The sequence below is a fragment of the Mycobacterium sp. IS-1556 genome (assembly GCF_001499985.1).
Taxonomy (GTDB): Bacteria; Actinomycetota; Actinomycetes; order Mycobacteriales; family Mycobacteriaceae; genus Mycobacterium.
In genome coordinates, this window is the sequence record NZ_LQIM01000012.1 from 199,442 (window position 1) to 224,346 (window position 24,905).

Sequence of the window (24,905 nt, forward strand, 5' to 3'; positions counted from 1 at the left end):
GCAAAATGCACTCGACACGCCGTAATCCCGGACACTTCGCGACTGCTCACCCCGGGAAAACGGCATCGGAGAGGATGTTGTGGTGATCGACATCGCGCGGTACGGCCCGGCTGTCCATGCGGGGGATGCCGATACGGCGCATCGGGTGGCCGGCCGTTTCGTCACATCGTGACCGTGCACTTGGCCTTGACCCCTGATGCGCGGTGGAGCTGCGCGCTACCCGACCTGCTGGCGGCCGCGCGCACAACGGGTTTCGCGTCAGTCGGGATCAACGCCGACCAATCAGGTTCGGCCGCCTCCGCGTTCACCGCGGCCGGCGTGCCATGCCATGAGGTGCTGGCGCTGGTCATCGGGGACGAGGAAGCAGCGGCGCTCTCGGCGGCCGAACGCCTCGCCGAATGTGCCGCGCTCGTCGGTGCGCCGTGGGTGCTCACCGTGTTCGCCGCGCCGCCGCGCATGTCGCTGATCCGGCAGTGCGCGCGCATCATTGGCGCAGCCGGTGCCGCGATGGCGGTCGAGTTCAGCCCGCTCGGACCCGTATCGGTGATCTCGGACGGGATGGCCGTCGTCCGAGCGGCGCAACGGGATGCGCCGGCCGGCCTGCTGATCGACTCCTGGCACTTCTGCATGGGCCGCAGCACGTGGGCGGACCTGGCGACCGTGCCATTGGACGACATCGCCTACCTGCAATTCACCGATGCACTGGCGCCGGAGTCCGCCGACCGCCTCGTGCGCGAGACATTGCACCGGCGAACACTTCCCGGTGAAGGCGTGCTCGAGTTGGACCGCTTCGCAGGCATCCTGCTCGACCGCGGCTGGGGCGGCGTCGTCAGCATGGAGATCCTCAGCGCTGCGCTGCGGGCGCTCCCGCTCGAGTCCATGCTGCGCCGCGTGTACGACGCGGGCGCATCGTTTTGGCGGTGAGTGGACGCTCAAACCGCGCGACCGACCGCAGAATTTCCGCATTGCGCGGCGTGTCGTGTGCAGACGCGGTCGCGCGCGGGGTGGGGTTATGCCCGCGCGCCGCTACATCAGACGGTCGGCCAGTCGGCGCGTCCACAACACCAGGATGCCGGCCAGCACTATCGCGACGAGGTTCAACGCCAGTTGCGCAGTGGACTTGGCCGCGATGTCCCAATCGCCGACCGTCGCGGCGACGACGGCGAAACCGGCGGCGGGAACCGTCATCACCGAGATGAAAACACCAACGAGCGCGGCGGATTTCGACGAGATCAGCGACAGCATGCCCGCAGTGCCCGCGAGGAAGGCCACGACGAATGACAGCGGACCGACCTGAAAGATGAAGTCGACCTGGTCCAGTTCGCTGATGCTGCGTACCGTGATCCAGCCGATCGCCTCGCCCGCAAGCACCACGAGCGCGGTGACGAGCATCGCCGCGGGAAACCCGACCAGCAGTGCGACCGCCGCTCGTCGCGCGAGATACCCCCGACGGCGCACCAGTGAGACCGCAAGCGCGGCCAGCGGGCCGAACTCAGGGCCCAGCACCGTCGCACCCACGACAGTCACCGGCGAGTCGGTCACCACGCCGATCGATGCGATCAGACACGCCACGCACAAGAAGGCCAGGAATGTGACGTTCAGCGTCGACTCCTCGCGGGTGCGGACCGCCAGCTCGTCCCACACCACGGCGTCGGCGGGGTCGCCCTCGGCCTCGTCCTCGGCGCGGTAGGCGCGAGCGGAGAGGACGGTGTCGACGAAGTCGAGCGTGATGGCCCCACGGTCCTTGACCCGTAACGCCTTCAACGCGCCGACGACGTCGTTGGCCGACTCTCTGGCGATGTCGGCGGTGATCTCGTCACCGCGTGGTTCGACCGCGGCATCGCGGTGGATCACGATGTGGGTGACGCCCGGGTTGTCTCGGAGAACCGCCATGACCGCGTCGCGCTGATCGGTCGGCGAGATCACGCGCAGATGCAGCACACCGGCACACTAGCGACTGGAACAATGCCCTCGTGGCGACATGGACGGACGTGGGCCGCATCGTCGCGGGCCTCCCCGAGACGAGCGAGACCTCGCCGCGCACATGGCGGGTCCGCAAGAAGTTGATCGTGTGGGAACGCCCGCTGCGCAAAGCCGACTACGACGCGCTCAGGGCGGATGCACCCGAAGGCGACATTCTGGGCGCCCGCGTCGCCGACGAGGGCGTGAAATACGCGTTGATCGCCGACGACCCTGCCGTCTACTTCACCACGCCGCACTTCGACGGGTATCCGGCCGTGCTGGTCCGCCTGGCGGCGATCGCGGTCGAGGAACTGACCGAACTCGTCACCGAGGCGTGGTTGGCCCAGGCTCCCAAGACATTGGTGAAGGCGTTCCTGGCCGATTAGTCCGTGCGCGAGGATGACCGCATGGCAACGAAGATTCCACCGGCGGGGGTCGTCAAGGCGGTGGATCGCATACGCCACCACCTGGCGCAGCTGCATCGCAAGCTGACGCCCGCGCCGATCGCACTCATGGAAATGATCTTGGCGACCTGGTTCTCGCAGGCCATCACCGCGGCCGCGCAACTCGGTATCGCCGACGCGCTGGCTGAGCGCCCGCTGACCCGCGACGAGCTGGCGCGCGAAATCGGCGCGGACCCCGACGCCGTCGGCCGCCTGATGCGGGCGCTGATCAGCCGTGGCGTGTTCAAGCAGAACCGCGACGGGCGATTCGCGCTCAACCCTCTCGGCGAGGCACTACGCGCCGACGCGGAGGTGTCGATGAAAGGTGCGGCGCTGTTCTTCGGCTCACGTCAGCACCGTGAGCATTGGACGTATCTGTCCGAATCGGTCCGCAGCGGCAAGCCGTGGGCGCCCGTACTGCGCGGCAAGGAGTTCTTCCAATACCTCGAGGACGAACCTGAGTTCGCGGCGTTGTTCAACGGCGCCATGACCAGTACGTCGGACATGACCGAGGCGGCGCTGTCCGCCGCATACGACTTCAGCCGGTTCGGCGTCATCGCCGATGTCGGCGGCGGACAGGGCGGGCTACTCGCCGGCGTTCTCGCCAAGGCACCGCAGGCGCGGGGCGTGCTCTTCGACTTGCCGAAGGTGGTCGAGGGGGCACCCGCGCTGCTCACCCAACGTGGCGTCGCCGACCGGGTGGTGGTCGAACCCGGCTCGTTCTTCGAGAGTGCGCCCGCCGGGGTCGACGCGTATCTGATGAAAAACGTCATCCACGACTGGGCCGACGAGGACGCCGTCAAGATCCTGCGCAACATTCACGCCGCCGCCACCCCGAACGCCAAGCTCCTGCTGTTCGAACTGGTGATCCCCAACCACAATCGCGAATTCATCGGCAAGCTCATCGACATGGAGATGCTGTTGTTGGCCGGCGCCAAGGAACGTACCGCGGACCAATGGCGAGACCTGTTGTTGCAAGCGGGATTTCGGCTGACCCGCATCGTCCCCAGCGCGTCGCCGCTGAGCATCATCGAGGCCGAGATCGCGCCAGCCTGACGCCCAGTTCCTCGGCGGGTACGTCGTGTCCGTCGGCGCAGCGGATCGCCACCGTCGCCGGTGCGCCGCAGTTCTTGTGCGTCAGTTGCAGCGGCGTCGGCTTGCCGAGATGGCGCTGACCCCACTCGAACATCGCCCAGACAACGGGCATGAAGTCACGGCCGGCGTCGGTCAGCACGTATTCGTCGCGGCTGCGCTGACCGGGTTCGCGGTACGGCCGACGGCTCAACAGTCCGGCGTCCACCAGGTCGGACAGCCGGGCTGACGCCGCGGCCTTCGTGATGCCGACGCGGCGACAGAACTCCTCGAAACGAGTTGTGCCGTAATACGCCTCACGCATGATGAGGATCGCCGATTTGGTGCCGACCAACTCCATAGTCTTCTCGATCTTGCACACGCCGACGGCCGACCAGGCGTCGCGGTCGGCGAGTGTGCCCTGCAACACATTCACGGAATTCCCCCATTCCTGAGTTGTCACCACTATACCCAGGTGGTATAGCTGGGTATAGAAGGCTTTACTCAGAGTTGAGTCATAGGAGGCAGCAATGTCGGCATTCGGCGGTCGCGACGCGGTCATCGTGGGAGCGGTTCGCACCCCCATCGGAAAGGGCAAGCCCAGCGGCGCGCTGCACGACGTGCTGCCCGTCGATCTGCTCGCACACAGCCTCACAGAACTGATGGCCAGGACCGGTGTCGAACCAGCGCAGATCGACGACGTCATCGCCGGCGCGGTCACCCAGGTCGGCGACCAGGCGGTCAACATCGCGCGCAACGCGGTGCTCGCCGCGAACTTTCCCGAAACGGTGCCCGGCACCACGATCGACCGTCAGTGCGGCAGCAGCCAGCAGGCCATCCACTTCGCCGCCCAGGGCGTAATCTCCGGCGCCTACGACATTGTGGTCGCCGCCGGCGTCGAGTCGATGTCGCGGGCACCCATGGGTTCCAGCGTGCTTCCCGGCAGTGACCCGTTCGGGGCGATGGCGCAGCGTTATCCCGAAGGCCTTGTGCCGCAGGGCATCAGCGCCGAGCTCATCGCCGCCAGGTGGGGATTCTCTCGTCGGCAGCTCGACGAGTTCTCCGCCGGCAGCCATGAGAAGGCCGCGGCCGCGACCAAGGAGGGCCGGCTCGACAACGAGCTGAGCCCGATCGCCGGACTCACCACCGACGAGATCATCCGTCCCGGCACCACCGTTGACACGCTGGCCGCGCTGAAGCCGGCGTTCTACAACCCCGCCTACGAGCAGCGCTTCCCGCAGATCGGCTGGGAGATCACCCCGGGCAACTCGTCGCCGCTGTCGGACGGCAGCGCCGCGGTGCTGATCACCACCAGCGAGGTGGCCGGGCGTCTCGGCTTGCGTCCACTTGCCCGCATCCACTCGATGACCGTCGTCGGCTCCGATCCGCTCTACATGCTGACCGGTGTCATTCCCGCGACGGAGAAGGTGCTGCAGCGCGCCGGGCTGACACTCGCCGACATCGACCTGTTCGAGGTCAACGAGGCGTTCGCGCCCGTCGTCCTTGCCTGGGCCCAGGACACCGGCGCCGATCTGGCCAAGACCAACGTCAACGGCGGTGCCATCGCGATCGGCCATCCGCTGGGTGCCAGCGGTGCGCGCATCATGACGACGATGGTCAACGCACTCGAGCAGCGCGGCGGCCGCTACGCCCTGCAGACGATGTGCGAGGGCGGCGGTATGGCCAACGCCACCATCATCGAACGTCTTTGATCATGCGGTCTGGGCCTGCCTGAATAATCGAGAGCCATGCGGGCCATCGTCACCGGCGGTAACAGCGGCGTCGGCAAGGCCACCGCGGCGGCGTTGGCGGCCTCGGGCCACGATGTCCTGATCGCCTGCCGCGATGTCGACAAGGCGGTCCGGGCAGCCGACGCAATGACCGGTCATGTCGAGGTGGCCGCCCTCGATCTCGGCGACCTCGCCAGTGTTCGGACGTTCGCCGAATCGGTGGAAACCGTCGACGTGCTGGTGAACAACGCCGGCGTGATGGGCATGCCGCTGACGCGCACCACCGACGGTTTCGAGTCGCACATCGGCATCAACCACCTCGGCCACTTCGCGTTGACCTGTCTGCTTGCCGATCGCATCACCGACCGGGTGATCTCGGTGGCCAGCGCGACGTATCTGTTCAGCAGGCTGCACCTCGAGGACCTCAACTGGCAGCGTCGCAAGTACTCGAAGTGGAGCGCCTATGGCGAGTCCAAGCTCGCCAACCTTCTGTTCGTCGCGGAGTTGGCGCGGCGCGGCGTGCGCGCCTACGCGACGGATCCCGGCGCCACCGACACCGACATCACCCGTTCCCTCGGGATGGGCGAGCACCGGCGGATCCGGCGCCTGATGCACACCCCCGCCCAGGGTGCTCGCGCCATTCTGCAGGCGGTCACGGCCGACCTGCCCAGCGGCACCTATCTGGCGCCGCGCTTCAACCAGTTCGGACCACCGAGGGTGACGCGGTTGCGCCCGAAGGCGGTCGATCCGGTGACGGCCCGCCGGCTGTGGGAGCTGTCGGCCGAGCTCACGGGGTGCGACCGGGCTTAGCCGTTCTTGTCGTCGGCCTTCGGTTTGGCGTCGATGCCGGATTCCTTGCGCTGCTGCGCGGTGATCGGCGCGGGTGCACCGGTCAGCGGGTCGACACCACCGCCGGACTTCGGGAACGCGATCACTTCGCGGATCGAATCCGCCCCCGCCAGCAACGCCGTGGTGCGGTCCCATCCGAATGCCAGCCCGCCGTGCGGCGGCGCGCCAAAGCTGAACGCCTCCAACAGGAATCCGAACTTCTCTTCGGCCTCGGCCTTGTCCAATCCCATCACCGCGAACACTCGCTCCTGAATGTCGCGGCGGTGGATACGGATTGAGCCTCCGCCGATCTCGTTGCCGTTGCACACCACGTCGTAGGCGTCGGCCAGCACACTGCCCGGGTCGCTCTCGATGCGGTCCTCGAACTCCGGCTTGGGCGCGGTGAACGCGTGGTGCACCGCGGTCCACGCACCGGATCCGACCGCGACGTCGCCGTGCGCCGTCGCGTCATCGGCGGGCTCGAACAGCGGCGGGTCCACGATCCAGGTGAACGCCCACACGTTCGGGTCGATCATGTCCAACCGCTTGGCGATCTCGATGCGCACAGCGCCCAGCAGCGCCCGCGAACTCTTCGCCGGGCCGGCCGAGAAGAACACACAGTCGCCCGGCGATGCGCCGACATGGGCGGCCAGGCCGTCGCGTTCGGCGTCGGACAGGTTCTTGGCGACCGGGCCGCCGAGCGTGCCGTCCTCACCGATGAGCACGTAGGCCAGCCCCCGGTGACCGCGCTGCTTGGCGAAGTCCTGCCAGGCGTCCAGCGTGCGTCGGGGTTGAGTTGCGCCGCCGGGCATGACGACGGCCCCGACGTACGGCGCCTGAAACACCCGGAACGGAGTGTCCCTGAAGTACTCGGTGCACTCGACGAGTTCGAGTCCGAAGCGCAAATCGGGTTTGTCCGAACCGAATCGGCTCATCGCATCGGCGTACGTCATCCTCGGCAACGGCAGGGGCACGTCGTAGCCGATCAACCGCCACAGCGCGGCGACGATCTCCTCGGATACCGCGATCACGTCCTCGGCGTCGACGAAGCTCATCTCCAGATCCAGCTGGGTGAACTCCGGCTGACGGTCGGCGCGGAAGTCCTCGTCGCGGTAGCAGCGCGCAATCTGGTAGTAGCGCTCCATGCCCGCCACCATCAGCAGCTGCTTGAACAGCTGCGGGCTCTGCGGCAGGGCGTAGAACGACCCCGGCTGCAGCCGGGCTGGCACCAGGAAGTCGCGGGCGCCCTCCGGCGTCGAACGCGTCATCGTCGGCGTCTCGATCTCGACGAAGTCGTGACGCGCAAGCACTTCACGGGCGGCGGCATTCACCTTGGAGCGCAACCGAATCGCGTGGCCCGGACCGTCGCGGCGCAGGTCGAGATAGCGGTACTTGAGCCGCGCCTCCTCGCCGGCCTGTTCGTCGAGCTGGAACGGCAGTGGTGCGCTCTCCCCCAGCACGGTCAACGACGTCGCGTTGACCTCGATCTCCCCGGTGGGGATCTCCGGGTTGGCGTTGCCTTCGGGGCGGACCTCCACGACGCCGTCGACCGCGATGCAGAACTCGGCGCGCAACCGGTGCGCCGCCTCGAGCACCTGACCCTTTTCGAGGCCTTCGCGGAACACGACCTGCGAGACCCCCGACGCGTCGCGCAGGTCGATGAAGATGACGCCACCGTGGTCGCGGCGGCGCGCCACCCAGCCGGCCAGCGTCACCTTCTGACCGGCGTCGGTGGGCCGCAACGATCCGGCGGCATGACTGCGCAACACTGAAAACTCCTGAGGAAATCGCCTGACGAGACAACTGCCCAAGTGTAGAGGGGGCAATTCCGCCGGTACCTTGGCGCTGTGGATGAGCGCTCGCGCGGAGACCGTGTATCAGCCACCCGCATCGCGCTCGTCGGACCCGGTGCGATCGGGTCGACGGTCGCCGCCCTGCTGTACGCGGCCGGCCATCCGGTGACGCTGTGCGGTCGCACTCCGCGCGATTCGATCGAGGTCAGACCCGACGACCGGGAGCCGATCGTGGTGCCCGGCCCGGTGTTGACCGATCCCGCCGTCATCGACGAAGCGGTCGACGTGGTGTTGCTGGCGGTGAAGGACACGCAGAACGAGCAGGCCGCCGGGTGGCTGGCGAAGCTGTGCGACGAGCGCACGGTGGTGGCGGCGCTGCAGAACGGCGTCGAACAGGTCGAACGCGTCGGCCGGTACTGTCCCGGGTCGACCGTGGTGCCTACGGCCGTGTGGGTCTCGGCGGAGCCGACGCCGGACGGTCACATCCGGTTGCGGACCCAGGCGCGCCTCGTGCTTCCCGATACCGCCGCCGCCCGCGATCTGGCGGATCTATTCGCGGGTAGTGCCGTCACGATCGACACCGATCCGAACTTCGTCACCGCGGCCTGGCACAAGCTTCTGGTCAACGCGGTCGTCGGGTTCATGGTGCTCAGCGGTCGGCGCGCGGGCATGTTCCGCCGCGACGACGTGGCCGTGCTGGCGCGACGCTATCTCGGCGAGTGCCTGGCCGTCGCGCGCGCCGAGGGAGCCAAGCTGGGCGACGAGGTGATCGACGAGATCGTCGACCTGCTAGCGAGGTCCCCGGAGGACATCACCACGTCGATCCTCACCGACCGCGAGGCGAACCAGCGGTTGGAGTGGGACATCCGCAACGGCGTGATCGCCCGCAAGGCCGCTGAGCACGGGCTGCCCACCCCGATCAGCGACGTGCTGGTGCCGCTGCTGGCGGCGGCGAGCGACGGCCCCGGCTAGCCGGGCGACGAACAAGCGGCGAGGCACGAGCCGGGTTATGGGGGCACCTCCCACGCGAAGCGTAGGGGGAAAGGCCGGCCATCAGACTAGACGCCGTCCTCTACTGTGTATGGCCATGCAGTCATGTGAACGCGTCGACCTGGACTTCATCGAGAGCGCGCCGTTCCGATTCGTCAGCAGGGTCGACCTCACGATCACGCCCGAGCAGCTGTTCGAGGTGCTCGCCGATGCCGAGTCGTGGCCACACTGGGCGACGGTGATCACCAATGTCGAGTGGACCAGTCCCGAACCGCGTGGCATCGGCACGACGCGCACCGTGACGATGCGCGGGGGCATCGTCGGCGACGAGGAATTCCTGGCCTGGAACCCGTACAGCCACATGGCGTTTCGGTTCAACGAGGCGTCCACCGGAAGTATCGCTGCGTTTGCGGAGGACTACCGGGTGGTGAAGACGCCGGGCGGCTGCCACCTGACGTGGGTGATGGCGATGAAGCCGAAGGGCGTCGCCGCAAAGTTCGGGATGACGTTCGGGCGGCCCGTCATGGCCTGGATGTTCCAGAAGTTCCTCTACAACCTGCGCGACTACTGCGCGAAACGGTTCGCCACGGTCTGATCCGCGCCGGCGCGTGTTGCTGATCCGCGTCGTTGCGGCACACGAAGTCGCGCTGTGGACACCGAGCTGTCGCACCGGACCTCAGTAGTCACAGCTTTCGACGTTTGGAGACCCGCCCCTCGCACTCTTCCTGCGAGACGTCGATCGGTGTGACGTCTGAGTTGGAAGCGACGCAAAGCGGCGGGGCTCAATACAGCCCGGCCCACGCCCGGCGACGCTCGGCGTCGGGGTCTTCGACGATGTCGTCGCGGGCCGACATGATGATGCGGGTGTAGCGGCGCTCGGTGTCGTACACCGGCCAGTCGTGCCCGCTGGACCACCGGATCTCGCCGGTGTCCCACCCCTTGGCGGCGAAGTCCAGCCAGGTCCGCTGCATGCGCCGACCGACTGACGGCTGCAACCGCCGGCCGAGCGGGTGCATCTTGCGGCCGAGATACGACGCGTAGCTGTGTTGGATGTGCACGATCTCGCTGCCGTGCGTCGCACCGAGGCCGAGCATCCGCAGGCTGAAGCCGACGTGGTCGAAGCGGTACATGTGCGTCGGGGCGTGGCCACAGTAGGCGTCGGCGAACGCCCACGCCGGTCCGCCGAACATCACATCAGAGCCGAACGCGATCAACGCCCTTCGGCGCGGATAGTCGGGATATGCGGCCAGCACCCGGTCCTTGGCGTCCGGGGCGACGCGCTCGAAGTAGGCGTCTATCGAGGCGCGGGTGGTGGGCAGCATCGGCGGTTTGGTCCATGCGAACATCGACGCTTCGTGGCTATTGGTGCCGATGATCAGCGGCACCCTCCGCAGCCTGCCGTCGCGGGCGGCGTCGACCGGGTGGCTCGGCAGCAGGTCGACGCCGTAGGTCAGCCCGTAGGCCAACGTCGGCGTGGTGGCGGCGCTTTCGAGTTGCAGCCCGCCCGCGACGCGACGCAACTGGCGCTGCGGTAGCCGCTTGACCTCAGCGACGGGCACCCCCAGGCGGCGCAGGAACTCGTGGGCCTGCTCGGCCCGCACCTGCCGGTCGGCGATCAGCGGCAGTGCCGGGCTCTGCGCGATCGCCCGGGTGAACAACCCCTCGGCGGCCGGGCTGGCGAGCAGCGCGAGCACCGACGTGCCGCCGGCGGACTCACCGAACACCGTCACGCGGGCCGGGTCACCGCCGAACGCCGCGATGTGGTCACGGATCCACCCGAGCGCGGCGATCTGGTCCCGCAACGCGAGGTTGTCGTCAAACCCTTCGCCGAGGTCACCGAGCTCGAAACCACCGAAGACGCCGATGCGGTAGGTGATGTTGACGACGACCACGTTGCCGTTGGCGGCCAGCCGCGAGCCGTTGTAGAGCTGAAACTGCCCGGCGCCGTAGACGAAGGCACCGCCGGGGATCCACACCATCACCGGCAGCGACGCCTTGGTGTCCGGAGACCACACCGTCAACGTCAGGCAGGCTTCGTCGCGGACCTTGGGGTCGTCGCGGCCACCGCCGACAAACGATTTGCCCTGCGGCGGCAGCGGTCCGTGTTCGATCGCGTCCCGAAGACCCGGCCACGGCCGCTTCGGCTCGGGACCGAGGAATCGGCGATCGCCCACCGGTTGCTCGGCGTAAGGAATCCCGCGCCAGACCCCGACGCCGCCCTCGGTGGTGCCGCGGAGATCGCCGAGGTCGGTGTGCACGACGCTCGAATGTCTGACAACGAGTGCCACGAGCGAATCGTAGTGTGCAAAGCTGAACGTCATGACCTTCAACGAAGGTATGCAGATCGACACGAGCACCACCTCGTCGAGCGGCGGCGGGGGCGGCCCGGGCCGGGGCATCGCGGTCGGTGGTGGAGTCGGCGGCCTCGTGATTCTCGTCGTGGCGTTGTTTCTCGGCGTCGACCCGAGCTCGGTGATGCCATCGCAGGGCCAGTACGACAGCCAGGGCGTGGAGACACCGGGCTTCGATCTGAGCCAGTGCAAGACCGGCGAGGATGCGAACGAGATCGTGCAGTGCCGGGTGGTGGCGACCGGCAACTCGGTCGACGCGGTGTGGGAGCAGTTGCTGCCGGGTGAGTATGTGCGCCCGCGCATGGAGTTGTTCGACGGATCGGTACAGACGGGCTGCGGTCCCGCCGACACCAGCGTCGGGCCGTTCTACTGTCCGCCCGACCAGACCGCGTACTTCGACGTCGAGTTCTTCGACGTGCTCAAGAACCAATTCGGTTCCAGCGGTGGCCCGTTGGCGCAGGAGTATGTCGTCGCTCACGAGTACGGGCATCACGTGCAGAACCTGTTGGGTGTACTGGGCCGGTCACAAGGTCCGGGCGCCGCAGGCGCGACTGGCGCGGGGGTGCGCACCGAGTTGCAGGCCGACTGCTATGCCGGTGTCTGGGCACACTTCGCGTCGATCACCAAGCAGGAGGGCACCGACGTGACGTTCCTGGAGCCGTTGACCGACAAGGACATCGCCGACGCGCTGTCGGCAGCTGCGTCGGTGGGCGACGACCGCATTCAGCAGCAGGCGACCGGCCGGGTCAACCCCGAGGCGTGGACGCACGGTTCCGCAGCGCAGCGGCAGAAGTGGTTCACCGAGGGCTACCGCACCGGCGACCCGAAGGCGTGCGACACGTTCGCGACCAACGACCTTGGGTAGGGCACCCACGGCCGTCGACGCGGTCGCCGAACGCTACCTCGCGACGTTGGCCGAGCTCGACCCCTGTGCGGCAACGGAAATGGGCATCGCAGGCTACGACGACGAGATCACCGACTACTCCCCCGACGGCGTCGCCGCGCGTGCCGACGCAGCACGCAACACGCTGCGTGAACTCGATACCGTCGCCGGAGTCGACGCGGTCGACGAGGTGACGGTGGCCGCGATGCGCGAACGCCTCGGCATCCTCGTCGAAATCAACGACGCCGGCCTCGATGTCGGCGAAATCAACGTGATCGCCTCACCGCTGCAGTCGATGCGCGACGTGTTCGACCTGATGCCGACGGAAACCGACGACGACTGGGCGGTGGTCGCCCGCCGGCTGGCACGGGTTCCCGAGCGCGCGGCCGGCTACGCCGACGCGCTGCGTGCCGCGATCGCGAGCGATCATCCGCCGGCGGTGCGTCAGGTGGTGCGGGGCATCGATCAGGCCGCGAGCATCCAGCACCTGCTGGTGGTGATGGTGGCCGACGCCGCGCCGGATAATTCCGCGCTGCACGACGAACTTCAGCACAACGCCGCCGTCGCCGCGAACGCCTACCGCGAACTCGGCAGGATCCTCGGGGACGAGATCGCCCCGCACGCGCGCGCGGAGGACGCGGTCGGCCGCGACCTCTACCGGTTGTGGTCGCGGTCCTTCCTCGGTGCCGAGGTGGATCTCGACGAGACGTACGAGTGGGGTCGGGCTCAGCTGGAAAGCATTGTCGCAGAACAGGAAAGCCTCGCGCAGCAGCTCTATCCGGGCGCGTCGATCGCCGACGCACTGCGCCGCCTGGACGGTGAAGAGCGCTACCTCGTGCACGGCGTGGACGCGCTGCAGGCCTGGATGCAGGACCTGTCCGACCGTGCGGTGGAGTCGCTCGCCGACACGCACTTCGAGATCGCGGAACCGTTGCGGCGTCTGGAATGTCGCATCGCGCCGACGCACACCGGCGGCATCTACTACACCGGCCCGTCGGAAGACCTCAGCAGACCGGGTCGGATGTGGTGGTCGGTTCCGCATGGAGTGGAGACGTTCCACACCTGGCAGGAGACGACGACCGTGTTCCACGAGGGGGTGCCCGGCCACCACCTGCAGATCGGCCGCGCCGTCGTGCTGGCCGACCAACTCAACCGCTGGCGCAGGCTGGGCTGCTGGGTGTCGGGACACGGCGAGGGCTGGGCGCTGTACGCCGAACGGCTGATGGCCGAACTCGGCTGGCTCGACGATCCGGGGAATCGAATCGGAATGCTCGACGCACAACGGTTTCGCGCCGCCCGAGTGGTGATCGACATCGGCGTGCACTGCGGGCTGACGGCGCCCGACGGCGGCGTCTGGGACGCCGAGCGGGCGTGGGAGTTCCTGGTGTCGCACAGCGCGATGAACGAGGAGCACCTGCAGTTCGAACTCGACCGCTACCTCGGGTGGCCGGGCCAGGCACCGTCGTATGCGATCGGGCAGCGAATCTGGCAGCAGCTGCGCGACGACATACTGGGTCGAGGCGTGTCGCTCAAGGAATTCCACAGCCGCGCACTGGATCTCGGTGGTCTGCCGCTCGACGTGCTGCGGTCCGCGCTGTCGGGCGGTTTCGCCGCCAGCTGAGTCCCTTCTTTCGCTGGCCGAGAGTCTCTACCGTTAGCGCATGGAATCCGTGACCGTCACACCGAAGCTCACCATGCTCGTCGTCGACGGCTGGCAGGTCTACGTGTGGCGGGACGGTGATTCGGTCACGCTGATCGACACCGGCGCGCCCGGGTCGGGTCCGGCCATCAGCGACGCAGTACCGGGTATCGACCGAATCGTGTTGACGCACGGGCACGTCGACCACACCGGCTCGGCGGCGCAGCTACGGGAGTCGACCGGGGCCACGGTGATGGCCGGTGCCGGCGACGCCGCCGCGATCCGCGCCGGCGCCGCCCTTCCCCCACCGGTGTTCGAAGAGTGGGAGCTGCCGATCCATGAGCGGGTCGCCGCCGGACTGCCCGCTGCGGCGGATCCCGTACCGGTGGACCGGGAGCTGCACGACGGTGATGTCCTCGACTTCGGTGGCGGCGCCGAGATCCTGTCCGTGCCGGGGCACACCGAGGGCAGCGTCGCGATCCACCTGCCGCGCCACGGCGTACTGCTCACCGGCGACACCATCGCCAATGTGGGAACCGTCATGCTGGGCACCTTCAACCAAGACCGCGCACGTACGGTGGCATCGTTCGGACGGCTCGCCGCGCTCGACGTCGACACCGCCTGTTTCGGGCACGGCGAGCCGATCGTCTCGGGTGCCGGCGCCCGCCTCCGCGAAGTGGCTGCCACACTGAGCGGGTGACCGGTCCGTCACCGAAAGGGGTCCAGCCATGCGCATCGCTGTCGCGGGAGCGACGGGAAACATCGGCGCCCGCACCGCCGCGTTACTCGAACGCGACGGCCATGAGGTTGTGAGGATCAGCCGCTCACTCGGCGTCGATCTGATGACCGGTGCGGGTCTCGACGAGGCGCTCACCGGCGTGGACGCGGTCATCGACGCGATCAGCGCACCTCCCACCGACCGTGAGAAGACGACCGAATACTTCGGGGCCACCACGCGCAACCTGCTTGCCGCCGAGCATCGGGCAGGAGTGCGCCACCACGTCCTGCTGTCGATCGTGGGGATCCACGGCATCGAGGGCAACGCCCACTACGCGGGTAAACGCGAACAGGAGCGCCTCGTCGCCGAGGGACCGGTGCCCTGGACAGTGGTGCCGGCCACCCAATTTCACGATTTCGCGGCCATGGTCGCCGGTTGGACCGAGCATGACGGAGTGGCCACCATCGCGCCGCTGCTCGTGCAGCCGATCGCGCCCGACGACATCGCCGAGGTCCTCGCCGAGGTCGCCACCGGCCAACCCCAGGGCCGGTATGTCGACGTCGCCGGACCCGAGCCGCAAGACCTCGTCGACATGGCCCGCCGCACCCTCGAAGCTCGCGGCCGCCGGGTCAAGCTCATCCCGACCTGGGATGGCGTTTTCGGCCTGTCGATGGCCGGGAACGTGTTGCTACCGAGCGAGAATGCCCGCATCGCTGCGACGACATTCGACGACTGGCTCGCCGCGGGCGCCGAGTAGACAGGAGCATCCAGCGTGACGGAACTTCCCTTGGCGGGCAAGGTGGCCTACGTGACGGGCGCCGCCCGCGGCCAAGGCCGTTCGCACTGCGTCCGGTTGGCCCGCGCAGGCGCCGACATCGTCGCGATCGACGCGTGCGGACCGGTCGCCGAGCACAACGGCTATCCGCCCACGGCACCCGAGGACCTCGCCGAGACGGTGAGCCTCGTCGAGGGCGAAGGGCGCAAGATCGTCGCCGACCGCGTCGACGTTCGCGATGCGGCCGGACAGCAACGCGTGGTGTCCGACGCGCTCGAGCAGTTCGGCCGCCTCGACATCGTGGTCGCCAACGCCGGCGTGATGAATTGGGGCCGGCTGTGGGAGATCTCGGCACAGCAGTGGCAGGACGTCCTCGACATCAACTTGACCGGCGTCTGGAACACCATCAAGGCGGTGGTGCCACCGATGATCGAGGCGGGCAACGGTGGATCGATCATCAACATCAGCTCGGCGGCGGGCATCAAGGCAGTCCCGGGCGCGGGCCACTACTGCGCCAGCAAGTTCGGCGTTGTCGCACTGACCAATTCGCTCGCGGTCGAACTGGGAGAGTTCGGCATCCGGGTGAACTCCGTTCATCCGTACGGCACCGACACCCCCATGGGCAACGACACCTCGATGTGGCAGACCTTCGCCGACCATCCGACCTATATCCACAGCTTCTCGCCCGGCGCGCTGCCGACCGAGTCGCTGGCCGACCCCGACCTGATCTCCGACATCGTGGTCTGGTTGGCCAGCGACGCGTCGTCACTCGTGACCGCCGCCCAGATCCCCGCGGACAAGGGCTATCTCAAGATTTGATTCCTGCGCGTGGGCCCACGGGTAAGCAGGGGACAGACGCAAATTGACCCATTTTCGCCGCAGTTCGGGACAATTTCCGTCTGCTCGCGGATAGAGGTGACGCCCCGCCTAGAGCCGGGACTGCTCCTTGATCGCCGTGTCGGTCTTGCGCAGCGGCCGGATCAGCGCGTCCTGCGCGAACGACGCGATCAGCTCACCGGATTCGGTGTGCACCGTGCCGCGCACGTACGACATGCCCGCCCCGACCTGAGTGCTCTCGTGGCCGTACAGCAACCAACCGTTCCACCGGAACGGCTCGTGGAAGCTGACCGACACCGTCATCGGCGCGGTCGACACGGTCAGATGCGACTGCGCCGTGCCGATCCCCTCGTGTGCCCGCATTGTCGTCGAAATACCAAGGTGCCCAGTGAGATAGGCAACGAGCGCCTTCGCGAGCTCGTCGCGGGTCGGGATCGGCTCGTAGTGCACCCAGGCGTACAGCTCCGGCGGCCCCACCTCGTCGGGACTGTTCACGTCGACCACGTCGATGAGCCGGATCTCCCTGCCGGTCATGGGCATCCGGGCGTCGTTCGCCTCGGCGGGCGGCTTGACGTCGGGGCGCGGCAACGCGTGGCGGATGACGTCGGGCGTTGGCACGTCGGTCAACACCGTCACCGTCACGCACCGTTTACCGTTCTGCTTGGCCGACACGATCGCCGTTGCGGTCGACCGGCCTTCGTTGACGACGTCGATCTCCAGCTCCAGCGGACCGGCCCCGACCATGACCGCACGCGAGAAGACCGCGTACACCGAGCGCACCGATTTGCCCCCGAAGCGTTTCGCCACCGCCACGATGACCTGGGCGAGCACCTGCGTGCCCTCCACCACCTGCCGGTCCTGCTCGCCGACGGGACCGGTTTCGGCGATGAACCGGTTCTCCCCATCGGGCCGCACGTCGAACAGGTCGAGCAGCTCCTCGACCGTCCACAGCTCCTTGGCTGGCTCCTGCGCTGAGTCTGTCGTCATGACAGGGAACAGTAACCGAGCTTCCGCAAAAGCGGTAACGTCATTACCAGCGAACCACCGATGAGCGGGAAGGTGCCGACGATGGCCAAGCCGAGCGGACGTACGGCGGCCGGAACCGCCCGGGTCGCGTCACCGGACGACCCCGCCGAGTCCGAGTCCCGGCCCAAGCGCTTCATGAAGTCGGCGCTGGCGATCCTCGGTGAAACCGGCCGCACGGATTTCACGGTGCTCGAAGTCGTCGAGCGCTCCAAGACGTCGCTGCGGTCGTTCTATCAGCACTTCTCCACCAAGGACGAGTTGCTGCTCGCACTCGTCGACAAGATCATGTCCGAGTCGACGCGCCGGTGGCGCGAGGACACCGCCGGGCTGCCGGCCACCACCGCACTTCGGGTCCTCGTCGACCGCATCTGCACACCGCCGGAGACGACGACCCAGGACAAGGTCAACCGCGGCCTGACCAACTACAACGACCGGCTCGCCGAGACGTTGCCCCGCGAGTACGCCCGGGTGCTCTCGCCGGTGCACGAGCTGATCAAGGACATCATCAACCGCGGGATCGCCGAGGGCGTCTTCCGCGCCGACGTGAACGTCGAGGCCCGAGCGGCGCTGATCATGCAATCCGCGCTGGGTGCGATCCGGCTGCAGGTGCTCGGCGCCGAGCTCAACGGCGTTCCGATCGGCGCCGACGACATCTACGACTACTGCCTGAGCGGGCTCACTGGCCCGGCCGACCCGGCCTGACCTGCGTCGCGCCGGCAGAAAAACCACCTTCTCGACGCCGCTGTTTTCGCTGGTCCGAAAGTGGTAATGTCATTACCACAATCAGCCAAGCAGACTTCCAGGAGGCGCAAATGGCCCGCCAGCTTCCCTACCCGGTGTTCGACGCCGACAACCACTTCTACGAGCCGAAAGAGGCGCTGACCAAGTTCCTTCCGGACCATCGCAAGCACGTCATCGACTACATCGAGGTCCGCGGCCGCACCAAGATCATGGTGCGCAACCAGGTCAGCGACTACATCCCGAACCCGACCTTCGAGGTCGTCGCCCGACCCGGCGCGCAGGAGGAGTACTTCAAGCACGGCAGCGGCGGCAAGAGCTTCCGCGAGGTCATGGGCAAGCCGATGAAAGCCATTCCCGCCTTCCGCGAGCCCGCCGCGCGACTCGAGGTGATGGACGGGCTGGGGCTCGACTATTCCCTGATGTTCCCGACGCTGGCGAGCCTCGTCGAGGAACGGATGAAGGACGATCCGGAACTGATCCTCGACGTGATCCATGCGCTCAACGAATGGATGTACGAGACCTGGCAGTTCAACTACGAGGACCGCATCTTCTCCACGCCGGTCATCAACCTCGGCATCGTCGACCGCGCCCTCTCCGAACTCGAGTGGTGTTTGGAGCGCGGCGCCAAGACCGTCCTCGTCCGTCCCGCGCCGGTGCCCGGTTTGAAGGGCACCCGGTCGTTCGGCCTGCCGGAGTTCGACCCGTTCTGGCAGGCGTGCGTGAAGGCCGGTATCCCGGTGTCGATGCACGCCTCGGACTCCGGATACGCCGAGTACCTCAACGACTGGGAACCCGCCGACGAGTACTTGCCGTTCAAACCGACGGCGTTCCGCATGGTCTCGATGGGCAAGCGCCCGATCGAGGATTCGATGGCCGCGTTGGTGTGCCACGGTGCGTTGACGCGCAATCCCGAACTGCGCGTCCTGTCGATCGAGAACGGCGCGGACTGGGTGCCCTACCTGTTCAAGCAGTTCGAGGGCGTGTACAAGAAGATGCCCCAGGAGTTCCCGGAGAATCCGATCGAGGCCTTCAAGCGCGGGGTGTACGTCGCGCCCTTCTGGGAGGACGACTTCAAGCAGATGGCCGATCTCCTCGGCGTCGACCGGGTGATCTTCGGTTCGGACTGGCCGCATCCGGAGGGGTTGGCCGAGCCGACGCACCTGATCGACGACCTGCAGGCCCTCGACGCGGAGGGACAGCAGAAGGTCATGGGCGGCAACATGATCGACTTGTTCAAGGTTCCGAACGAGATCGTCCACAACCCCGACGTGCCTGCGCTCGTCATTCCCGCCTGACCTAGAGGCACACGTCGCGAACGTGCGTGTCGACCCGTCGGCACGCACGTTCGCACCACCACGAAAGCGAGCCAGTGACCGACAGCGCGAACAATCCCGAGGTGCTGCTCTTCGCCTCGACGACACAGTCATTCCTCGAAAAAGAGGTGCCGCTGAGTCGAATACGCGAACTGCACGACGCGGGAACCGCGTTCGATCCCGGCTGGTGGCGCCGGGCCGCCGAACTCGGCTGGACGAGCCTGCTCGTCCCCGAGGACCTCGGCGGTGGCAGCGTGTCCGGCGGCGTCTCCGGGGGCGTCAGAGACCTGGCGCTGGTGGCCGAGATCGCCGGAAAGACCGTCGCACCCGGCCCGCTGCATCCGGTCAGCACCGTACTGGCCGGGCTGGCCGAGGCGCCCGACAACCATCAAGACACCATCGAAGCGCTGATCGCCGGTGAGATGGTGGCCACCTGGGCGGTCTACGAACCCGGTCGGCCGTGGTCGCCGCTGACGCCGTCGGTCACCGCGACACCCACCGGCGCCGGCTTCCGCATCGACGGTGTCAAGGACCGGGTCGAGGCCGGCGCTGACAGCGAAACTTTCCTCGTCACAGCGCAATCCGACGGAGCCGTGCGCCAGTTCCTGGTACCCGCGGACGCTCCCGGCGTGCGGGTCGAACCGCAACGCTCGATCGACATGGTGAAGAGCTACGCGCGGGTGCAGTTCGACGGTGTCGAGGTCGGCGAGTCCGCAGCCGTCGGGTCGGCCGAACACACGCCCGCGCTGGTCGAGCGGCAGAGCCAGCTCGCCGTGCTCCTGCAATGCGCCGAGATCGTCGGCATCCTGGAGACGGTGCTGGCCTTCACGATCCAGTGGGGCTTCGACCGGCATTCGTTCGGCCGCCCACTGGGCTCGTATCAGGCGCTCAAGCACAAATTCGCCGACCTGAAGATCTGGTTCGAAGGCTGTCGTGCGACGACGAACGCCGCCGTTGCCGAGGTGGCATCGCGCTCCCCCAGCGCCGAGATGGCGGTCAGCGTCGCGAAATCCTACGTGGGCGAACACGCACCAGGAATGCTTCAGCTGTGCGTGCAGCTGCATGGCGGCATCGGGGTGACCTGGGAGCACGACCTGCACTTGTTCCTGCGACGGGCCACGCTGTACCGCTCGCTGTTCGGCACACCCGAGGACCACAACCTGCGCGTCTACGCGCTCACCAAGGCGGAGCAAGCGTCATGACCGACACGACATCCGCGCGCGCCACCACCCAGGAGTCGGTCGAGGAGTTCGCCGCCCGCGCCGAGCGGTGGCTGGCCGAGAACATGCCGCCGATCGATCCGAACGACCCACCCGAACACGACCGCGGCGAGGAAGAACCCTGGCAGCGGGCTCGGGAACTTCAAAAGAAGCTGTGGGACGGCGGATTTGCCGGAATCTGTTTCCCGAAGGAGTACGGCGGTCTCGGCCTGCCGATCGCATATCAGAAAGCGTTCGACAACGTATCCCGCTGTTACGAGCTGCCGGTCATTCTCAACACCCCGACGTTCACGATCTGCGCGGCCACCATTCTCGACACCGGCAGCGAGGAGCAGAAACGCCAGCACATCTCCGCCGCCCTGCGCGGCGAGGAGGTGCTCGTGCAGCTGCTGTCCGAACCCAGCGGCGGCTCCGACCTCGCCGGCGTGATCACCCGCGCCGACCGCAAGGGTGACAAATGGGTCATCAACGGCGCAAAGACCTGGAGCACAAGCGCCTTCGCGGCCGACTACGGGTTGATGCTGGCCCGCACCAACTGGGATGTGCCCAAGCACGAGGGCCTGACCATGTTCCTGGTGCCGATCAACAGCCCCGGCATCACCTTGCGCCGCATCAAGCAGGTCAACGGTTCGGTCGAGTTCTGCGAGGAGTTCTTCGACAACCTCGAACTCGGCGACGACGCCGTCGTCGGCGAGGTCGACGCAGGCTGGCATGTGGCGTCGCGTCAGCTGTACCACGAGCGGCGCGCGGTCGGCGGCGGCTCGGAGTTCGCCAGCGGCGTTGGCGCCGAGGGCAAGTCCGATGTGCCGATCGACTATGTCGCACTGCTGGAGAAGACCGGACAGCCCGACAACGAGCGCCTTCGCGAGATGGCGGGACGAGCACTGGTGCATCGCGCGGTCCGGGAGCAGTTGATCGACCACGTGTACCACGGCGTGCTCGACGGCTCGCTCCCTCCGGCGGCGGGTTCGATCATCCGCATCGCGCACGCCGACATCCACCATCTGGAGTTCGACACGGCGTTGGCCATCACCGGCAGCGCCGGCGTGGTCGACGTCGATGGTGACCTGATCCGCTACGGCGAGCGGTATCTGTCCCGGCAGGCCGCGGCGCTCGGCGGCGGGACCACGGAGATCGCGCGCAACATCATCGGTGAGCGAGTTCTGGGCTTCCCCCGCGAACCGGCCGCCGACCGCGGTGTGCCGTTCAAAGAGGTCCGGCGCAACAGGGGCTAGAACAGCGTGGGCTGCAGCACCTCGGCCGGCGCTGCGGGCGGCGTGTCCGCGACCCGGAACGAGCGGCGCTCCGGCGCCAGCCCGTGCTTGGTGATAAGCGGTGCGGCCCTGTCGCGCAACGTCTTTCGGTAGTCCGGCGGAAGGTACGCCCCGCGGCGGTAGAGCTCGCGATACCTCGGCACCAGTTCGGCGTGATCGCGGGTCAGCCAGTTCATGAACCAGCCGCGCGTGGAGCCGCGCAGATGAAGTCCGAACACCGTGACGCCGGTGGCCCCGGCCGCCGCGATCTGGGCGAGCAACGCATCGAGGTGCTCGACCGAGTCCGTCAGATAGGGCAACACCGGCGCCACCATCACATGGCAGTCCAGCCCGGCGTCACGGATCGCGGCGATCAAGCCGAGCCGAGCCTGCGGTCCCGGCGTCCCCGGCTCGACCTGCTTGTGCAGATCGTGGTCGCCTACCGCGAGCGAGACCGCGACGCTGACCTCCACCCGTCGCGCGGCCTCGCTGATCAGCGGCAGATCGCGTCGCAGCAGGGTGCCCTTGGTGAGGATGGAGAACGGCGTGCCGGAATCGGTCAGCGCCGAGATGATGCCCGGCATCAGCGCGTAACGGCCTTCGGCCCGCTGGTACGGATCGGTGTTGGTGCCGAGCGCCACGGTCTCGCGCCGCCATGACTTGCGCGACAGTTCGCGGCGCAGCACGTCGGCGACGTTGGTCTTGACCACGACCTGAGTGTCGAAGTCGCGGCCGCAGTCGAGGTCGAGGTACTCGTGGGTGGGGCGCGCGAAGCAGTAGCGGCAGGCGTGCGAGCACCCGCGATAGCCGTTGACGGTGTACTTGAAGGGCAGCGCCGACATGTCGGGCACCTTGTTCAGCGCTGACTTGCACAGCACTTCGTGGAAGGTGATGCCGTCGAACTGCGGCGTCCGCACGCTGCGCACGAAACCGATACGCTGCAGGCCGGGCAGCGCGCCATCGTCGACCCCGACGCCCTGACCATCCCACCGCATGTATTCGATTCGAACCCATGTTCGATACAGTGTCAAGGACCGCTTCCCTCTTTCAAGCTATAAACGCACCGGGGGGCTTGCGGCAAGGCCGGGGTGATGGCTCAAAATCGCTGGCCTGACCCGAAACTCGGTGGTGAGCTGAAAGAAAGTGGGGCGGCGTGCCGATCGATGGCTACGACGACGAATTGCGGTCGGAACAGCGATATATAACCGGTTTGTATGCGCGCCTCGACGCCGAGCGCGCCCGAGTGAAGGAGCGCTATAGCGCGGCGCTGCGTGGCGACGGCGGGTCGCTCGTCGACCGCGATGCGGAGGTGCGCGCGGTCGCCAAGCGGATGAACCGCCTCGACGTGGCCGATCACGGACTGTGCTTCGGCCGGTTGGACAGCGTCGCAGGCGAACGCCTCTACATCGGTCGCATCGGATTGTTCGACGAGGCCGACGAGTACGAACCGCTGCTGCTCGACTGGCGGGCGCCGGCGGCGCGCGCGTTTTACGTCGCGACCGGCGCCCGCCCCGAGGGCATGCGTCGGCGCCGCCAGTTTCACTCCCTCGGGCGTCGCGTCACCGACTTCACCGACGAAGTCCTCGGCAGACCCGCCGGCGGCGAGCGCGGCGACGCGGCGCTGCTGGCGGCGGTCAACGCGCCGCGCGGCGACGGGATGCGCGACATCGTCGCGACGATCCAAGCCGAACAGGACGAGATCATCCGACTCGACCACCCGGGCGTCCTGGTGATCGAAGGTGGACCCGGCACGGGTAAGACCGTCGTCGCCCTGCACCGCGTCGCGTACCTGCTCTACACCCAGCGGGAGCGGATGGAACGCCACGGGGTGCTGGTGATCGGCCCGAACCCGGCGTTCCTGCGCCACATCGGCCGGGTGCTGCCGTCGTTGGGCGAGACCAACGTCGTCTTCATGACGACCGGCGACCTCGTTCCCGGTGTGCGGGCCACCGCCGAGGACGAGCCGGACGCGGTGCGGGCGAAGGGCTCATTGAAGATGCTCGACGTGCTGGCGGCGGCGATCGCCGACCGGCAACGCGTCCCCGAGCAGCCGCTGCCCGTCAAGCTGGCCGACGTCACCGTGCAGATCGATGCCGAAACCGCCGAGTGGGCCATTCAGGAAGCACGGGAAAGCGGTCTGCCGCACAACGACGCCCGGGCGGTGTTCATCGACGTCATAACGTGGGTGCTGACCGAGCGCGCGATCGCCCGGATCGGCAGGGGCTGGCTGACTCGCGACGACAAGCAGGCATGGGAGCACCTGCGGGCCGAACTGCTCGACGAGCTCGGTGATCACGATGAGTTCGCTGCGGCGCTCGACCGGCTCTGGCCCGAGTTGACGCCGCACACACTGTTGGCGGAGCTTTACGAATCCCGCCAACGACTCACGGCCGCAGGCGCGGACGACTCGCTGTGGCGCGCGCAGGGCGACGCCTGGACGGTGTCGGATGTGCCGCTGCTCGACGAACTGGTCGACATGCTCGGCGGCATCAAGCCCGATGCCGCCGCGGAGAAGGAACGGCAGGAGGAGGCCGCGTACGCCGCCGGGGTGCTGGACCTGATGGTCGCCCGCGAGGATCTGATGGACGACGAGGACCATCTGATCGCCACCGACCTGCTCGAGGCCGAGGAGCTCGCCGACCGCTTCGTCGAACGCGATACCCGCGACCTCGCCGACCGCGCTGCCGCGGACCGCGATTGGACGTACCGGCACGTCGTCGTCGACGAAGCACAGGAATTGTCCGAAATGGAGTGGCGGGTGTTGATGCGTCGCTGCCCGAGCAAGTCGTTCACCGTGGTCGGCGATCTCGCCCAGCGCGGATCGGCGGCGGGCGCGGCGTCATGGGCCGCGATGCTCGATCCGTGTGTGGCTGGACGTTGGGTCTACCGGCCGCTGACGGTGAACTACCGCACGCCGGCGGAGATCATGGCCGTCGCCGCCGGCCTTCTCGGCGAGTTCGCCCCCGGGGTGCAGCCTCCCGAATCGGTTCGCGCCAGCGGTGTCCGGCCGTGGTCACGACACGTCAGCGAAGACGAATTGCCGCGCGCCATCGAGGATTTCGTCCGCGACGAGGCCGGCCGCGAGGGCACCTGCGTCGTGATCGGACCACCTGGGGCGCAGGGAACGGTGTCACCGGCCGAGACGAAAGGCCTGGAGTTCGACGCGGTTCTGGTCGTGGAGCCGGACCGGATCCTGGCCGACGGCACTCGCGGCGCCGCCGACCTCTACGTCGCTCTGACTCGCGCCACCCAACGACTCGGCGTGCTGCACTGCGAACCGTTGCCGCCGGCTCTGAGTGGACTGAGCCAGGTGGAAGCCGTGGCCGACTGAC

General features: G+C 67.7%; 23 protein-coding genes. 17 read left to right on the forward strand and 6 right to left on the reverse strand.

The window, feature by feature from the left end:
* The first annotated feature begins 168 nt into the window (after nucleotides 1–168).
* On the forward strand, nucleotides 169–924 hold the full coding sequence (locus AU187_RS10255) for a TIM barrel protein (RefSeq protein ID WP_059099928.1): 756 nt from the start codon (nucleotides 169–171) through the stop codon (nucleotides 922–924).
* A gap of 102 nt (nucleotides 925–1,026) precedes the next feature.
* Here AU187_RS10255 and AU187_RS10260 read toward each other — a convergent pair whose 3' ends face one another.
* Entirely contained in the window at nucleotides 1,027–1,941 is a 915-nt protein-coding gene (locus tag AU187_RS10260) for a DUF389 domain-containing protein (protein WP_059099927.1), read from the reverse strand.
* 32 nt (nucleotides 1,942–1,973) lie between these two features.
* On the opposite strand from AU187_RS10260, the gene AU187_RS10265 reads away from it, so the two are divergent.
* Together AU187_RS10265 and AU187_RS10270 are read left to right on the forward strand one after the other, a co-directional pair.
* A complete protein-coding gene (locus tag AU187_RS10265) occupies nucleotides 1,974–2,348 on the forward strand; it encodes an MmcQ/YjbR family DNA-binding protein (RefSeq protein WP_059099926.1) in 375 nt (124 codons plus the stop codon).
* A 21-nt stretch (nucleotides 2,349–2,369) separates the two neighbouring features.
* Entirely contained in the window at nucleotides 2,370–3,461 is a 1,092-nt protein-coding gene (locus AU187_RS10270; RefSeq protein ID WP_156442343.1) for a methyltransferase, read from the forward strand.
* On the opposite strand, the gene AU187_RS10275 is transcribed toward AU187_RS10270, so the two are convergent.
* Nucleotides 3,433–3,912, reverse strand: coding sequence for a winged helix-turn-helix transcriptional regulator (locus AU187_RS10275; RefSeq protein WP_059099925.1), 480 nt, complete (start codon nucleotides 3,910–3,912; stop codon nucleotides 3,433–3,435). The two genes, AU187_RS10270 and AU187_RS10275, sit on opposite strands and share 29 nt — an antisense overlap.
* 94 nt (nucleotides 3,913–4,006) lie before the next feature.
* Here AU187_RS10275 and AU187_RS10280 point away from each other — a divergent pair, with 94 nt between their 5' ends.
* On the forward strand, nucleotides 4,007–5,188 hold the full coding sequence (locus AU187_RS10280) for a thiolase family protein (RefSeq protein WP_059166664.1): 1,182 nt from the start codon (nucleotides 4,007–4,009) through the stop codon (nucleotides 5,186–5,188).
* A gap of 36 nt (nucleotides 5,189–5,224) precedes the next feature.
* The gene (locus AU187_RS10285; protein WP_059099924.1) at nucleotides 5,225–6,016 is read left to right on the forward strand and encodes an SDR family NAD(P)-dependent oxidoreductase; all 792 of its coding nucleotides are present in this window, start codon (nucleotides 5,225–5,227) and stop codon (nucleotides 6,014–6,016) included.
* Here AU187_RS10285 and aspS read toward each other — a convergent pair.
* Nucleotides 6,013–7,803, reverse strand: coding sequence for an aspartate--tRNA ligase (aspS, locus tag AU187_RS10290; RefSeq protein ID WP_059099923.1), 1,791 nt, complete (start codon nucleotides 7,801–7,803; stop codon nucleotides 6,013–6,015). The two genes, AU187_RS10285 and aspS, sit on opposite strands and share 4 nt — an antisense overlap.
* A gap of 78 nt (nucleotides 7,804–7,881) precedes the next feature.
* Between aspS and AU187_RS10295 the strand changes: the two genes are divergently transcribed.
* Together AU187_RS10295 and AU187_RS10300 are read left to right on the forward strand one after the other, a co-directional pair.
* On the forward strand, nucleotides 7,882–8,799 hold the full coding sequence (locus tag AU187_RS10295) for an oxidoreductase (RefSeq protein ID WP_059099922.1): 918 nt from the start codon (nucleotides 7,882–7,884) through the stop codon (nucleotides 8,797–8,799).
* 109 nt (nucleotides 8,800–8,908) lie between these two features.
* Complete coding sequence (locus AU187_RS10300) at nucleotides 8,909–9,412, forward strand: SRPBCC family protein (protein ID WP_059099921.1); 504 nt, start codon at nucleotides 8,909–8,911, stop codon at nucleotides 9,410–9,412.
* Between the two features lie 187 nt (nucleotides 9,413–9,599).
* On the opposite strand, the gene AU187_RS10305 is transcribed toward AU187_RS10300, so the two are convergent.
* Entirely contained in the window at nucleotides 9,600–11,105 is a 1,506-nt protein-coding gene (locus AU187_RS10305; protein WP_059100160.1) for a carboxylesterase/lipase family protein, read from the reverse strand.
* Between the two features lie 31 nt (nucleotides 11,106–11,136).
* On the opposite strand from AU187_RS10305, the gene ypfJ reads away from it, so the two are divergent.
* Genes ypfJ through AU187_RS10330 form a run of 5 tightly spaced genes read left to right on the forward strand, consistent with a single transcriptional unit; the run spans nucleotide 11,137 to nucleotide 16,002 of the window.
* Nucleotides 11,137–12,033: a KPN_02809 family neutral zinc metallopeptidase gene (ypfJ, locus tag AU187_RS10310; RefSeq protein ID WP_059099920.1), complete on the forward strand. Its 897-nt coding sequence runs from the start codon at nucleotides 11,137–11,139 to the stop codon at nucleotides 12,031–12,033.
* Nucleotides 12,026–13,672: a DUF885 domain-containing protein gene (locus AU187_RS10315; RefSeq protein ID WP_059099919.1), complete on the forward strand. Its 1,647-nt coding sequence runs from the start codon at nucleotides 12,026–12,028 to the stop codon at nucleotides 13,670–13,672. Before ypfJ ends, AU187_RS10315 begins: the two co-directional genes overlap by 8 nt.
* A gap of 40 nt (nucleotides 13,673–13,712) precedes the next feature.
* Nucleotides 13,713–14,390, forward strand: a complete 678-nt coding sequence (locus AU187_RS10320) for an MBL fold metallo-hydrolase (RefSeq protein WP_059099918.1) — start codon at nucleotides 13,713–13,715, stop codon at nucleotides 14,388–14,390.
* Nucleotides 14,391–14,418: 28 nt separating this feature from the next.
* A complete protein-coding gene (locus AU187_RS10325) occupies nucleotides 14,419–15,165 on the forward strand; it encodes an SDR family oxidoreductase (protein ID WP_059099917.1) in 747 nt (248 codons plus the stop codon).
* A 15-nt stretch (nucleotides 15,166–15,180) separates the two neighbouring features.
* Nucleotides 15,181–16,002, forward strand: a complete 822-nt coding sequence (locus tag AU187_RS10330; RefSeq protein ID WP_059099916.1) for a mycofactocin-coupled SDR family oxidoreductase — start codon at nucleotides 15,181–15,183, stop codon at nucleotides 16,000–16,002.
* 108 nt (nucleotides 16,003–16,110) lie between these two features.
* Here the strand turns inward: AU187_RS10330 and AU187_RS10335 are convergent, their stop codons facing one another.
* A complete protein-coding gene (locus AU187_RS10335; RefSeq protein WP_059099915.1) occupies nucleotides 16,111–17,007 on the reverse strand; it encodes an acyl-CoA thioesterase in 897 nt (298 codons plus the stop codon).
* An 81-nt stretch (nucleotides 17,008–17,088) separates the two neighbouring features.
* Here AU187_RS10335 and AU187_RS10340 point away from each other — a divergent pair, with 81 nt between their 5' ends.
* The 4 genes from AU187_RS10340 (at nucleotide 17,089) to AU187_RS10355 (ending at nucleotide 21,555) form a co-directional block, all read left to right on the forward strand.
* On the forward strand, nucleotides 17,089–17,748 hold the full coding sequence (locus AU187_RS10340) for a TetR/AcrR family transcriptional regulator (protein ID WP_059100159.1): 660 nt from the start codon (nucleotides 17,089–17,091) through the stop codon (nucleotides 17,746–17,748).
* A gap of 110 nt (nucleotides 17,749–17,858) precedes the next feature.
* The gene (locus AU187_RS10345; RefSeq protein WP_059099914.1) at nucleotides 17,859–19,082 is read left to right on the forward strand and encodes an amidohydrolase family protein; all 1,224 of its coding nucleotides are present in this window, start codon (nucleotides 17,859–17,861) and stop codon (nucleotides 19,080–19,082) included.
* 74 nt (nucleotides 19,083–19,156) lie between these two features.
* Nucleotides 19,157–20,302, forward strand: coding sequence for an acyl-CoA dehydrogenase family protein (locus AU187_RS10350; protein ID WP_059099913.1), 1,146 nt, complete (start codon nucleotides 19,157–19,159; stop codon nucleotides 20,300–20,302).
* Nucleotides 20,299–21,555: an acyl-CoA dehydrogenase family protein gene (locus AU187_RS10355; protein WP_059099912.1), complete on the forward strand. Its 1,257-nt coding sequence runs from the start codon at nucleotides 20,299–20,301 to the stop codon at nucleotides 21,553–21,555. Before AU187_RS10350 ends, AU187_RS10355 begins: the two co-directional genes overlap by 4 nt.
* Here the strand turns inward: AU187_RS10355 and AU187_RS10360 are convergent.
* Nucleotides 21,552–22,568: an Rv2578c family radical SAM protein gene (locus AU187_RS10360; protein WP_059099911.1), complete on the reverse strand. Its 1,017-nt coding sequence runs from the start codon at nucleotides 22,566–22,568 to the stop codon at nucleotides 21,552–21,554. The genes AU187_RS10355 and AU187_RS10360 overlap by 4 nt on opposite strands.
* Nucleotides 22,569–22,726: 158 nt before the next feature.
* Here AU187_RS10360 and helR point away from each other — a divergent pair, with 158 nt between their 5' ends.
* Nucleotides 22,727–24,904, forward strand: a complete 2,178-nt coding sequence (helR, locus tag AU187_RS10365) for an RNA polymerase recycling motor ATPase HelR (protein ID WP_502687747.1) — start codon at nucleotides 22,727–22,729, stop codon at nucleotides 24,902–24,904.
* The last annotated feature ends 1 nt before the right edge of the window (nucleotide 24,905 follow it).

What these genes read in the sequence shown, in the direction of transcription:
- AU187_RS10270 (WP_156442343.1), top strand. Translation starts at nt 2,370, where the DNA reads ATGGCAACGAAGATTCCACCGGCGGGGGTCGTCAAGGCGGTGGATCGC.
- AU187_RS10280 (WP_059166664.1), top strand. Translation starts at nt 4,007, where the DNA reads ATGTCGGCATTCGGCGGTCGCGACGCGGTCATCGTGGGAGCGGTTCGC.
- AU187_RS10285 (WP_059099924.1), top strand. Translation starts at nt 5,225, where the DNA reads ATGCGGGCCATCGTCACCGGCGGTAACAGCGGCGTCGGCAAGGCCACC.
- AU187_RS10300 (WP_059099921.1), top strand. Translation starts at nt 8,909, where the DNA reads ATGGCCATGCAGTCATGTGAACGCGTCGACCTGGACTTCATCGAGAGC.
- ypfJ (WP_059099920.1), top strand. Translation starts at nt 11,137, where the DNA reads ATGACCTTCAACGAAGGTATGCAGATCGACACGAGCACCACCTCGTCG.
- AU187_RS10320 (WP_059099918.1), top strand. Translation starts at nt 13,713, where the DNA reads ATGGAATCCGTGACCGTCACACCGAAGCTCACCATGCTCGTCGTCGAC.
- AU187_RS10325 (WP_059099917.1), top strand. Translation starts at nt 14,419, where the DNA reads ATGCGCATCGCTGTCGCGGGAGCGACGGGAAACATCGGCGCCCGCACC.
- AU187_RS10335 (WP_059099915.1), bottom strand. Translation starts at nt 17,007, where the DNA reads ATGACGACAGACTCAGCGCAGGAGCCAGCCAAGGAGCTGTGGACGGTC.
- AU187_RS10340 (WP_059100159.1), top strand. Translation starts at nt 17,089, where the DNA reads ATGGCCAAGCCGAGCGGACGTACGGCGGCCGGAACCGCCCGGGTCGCG.
- AU187_RS10345 (WP_059099914.1), top strand. Translation starts at nt 17,859, where the DNA reads ATGGCCCGCCAGCTTCCCTACCCGGTGTTCGACGCCGACAACCACTTC.
- AU187_RS10355 (WP_059099912.1), top strand. Translation starts at nt 20,299, where the DNA reads ATGACCGACACGACATCCGCGCGCGCCACCACCCAGGAGTCGGTCGAG.
- AU187_RS10360 (WP_059099911.1), bottom strand. Translation starts at nt 22,568, where the DNA reads ATGCGGTGGGATGGTCAGGGCGTCGGGGTCGACGATGGCGCGCTGCCC.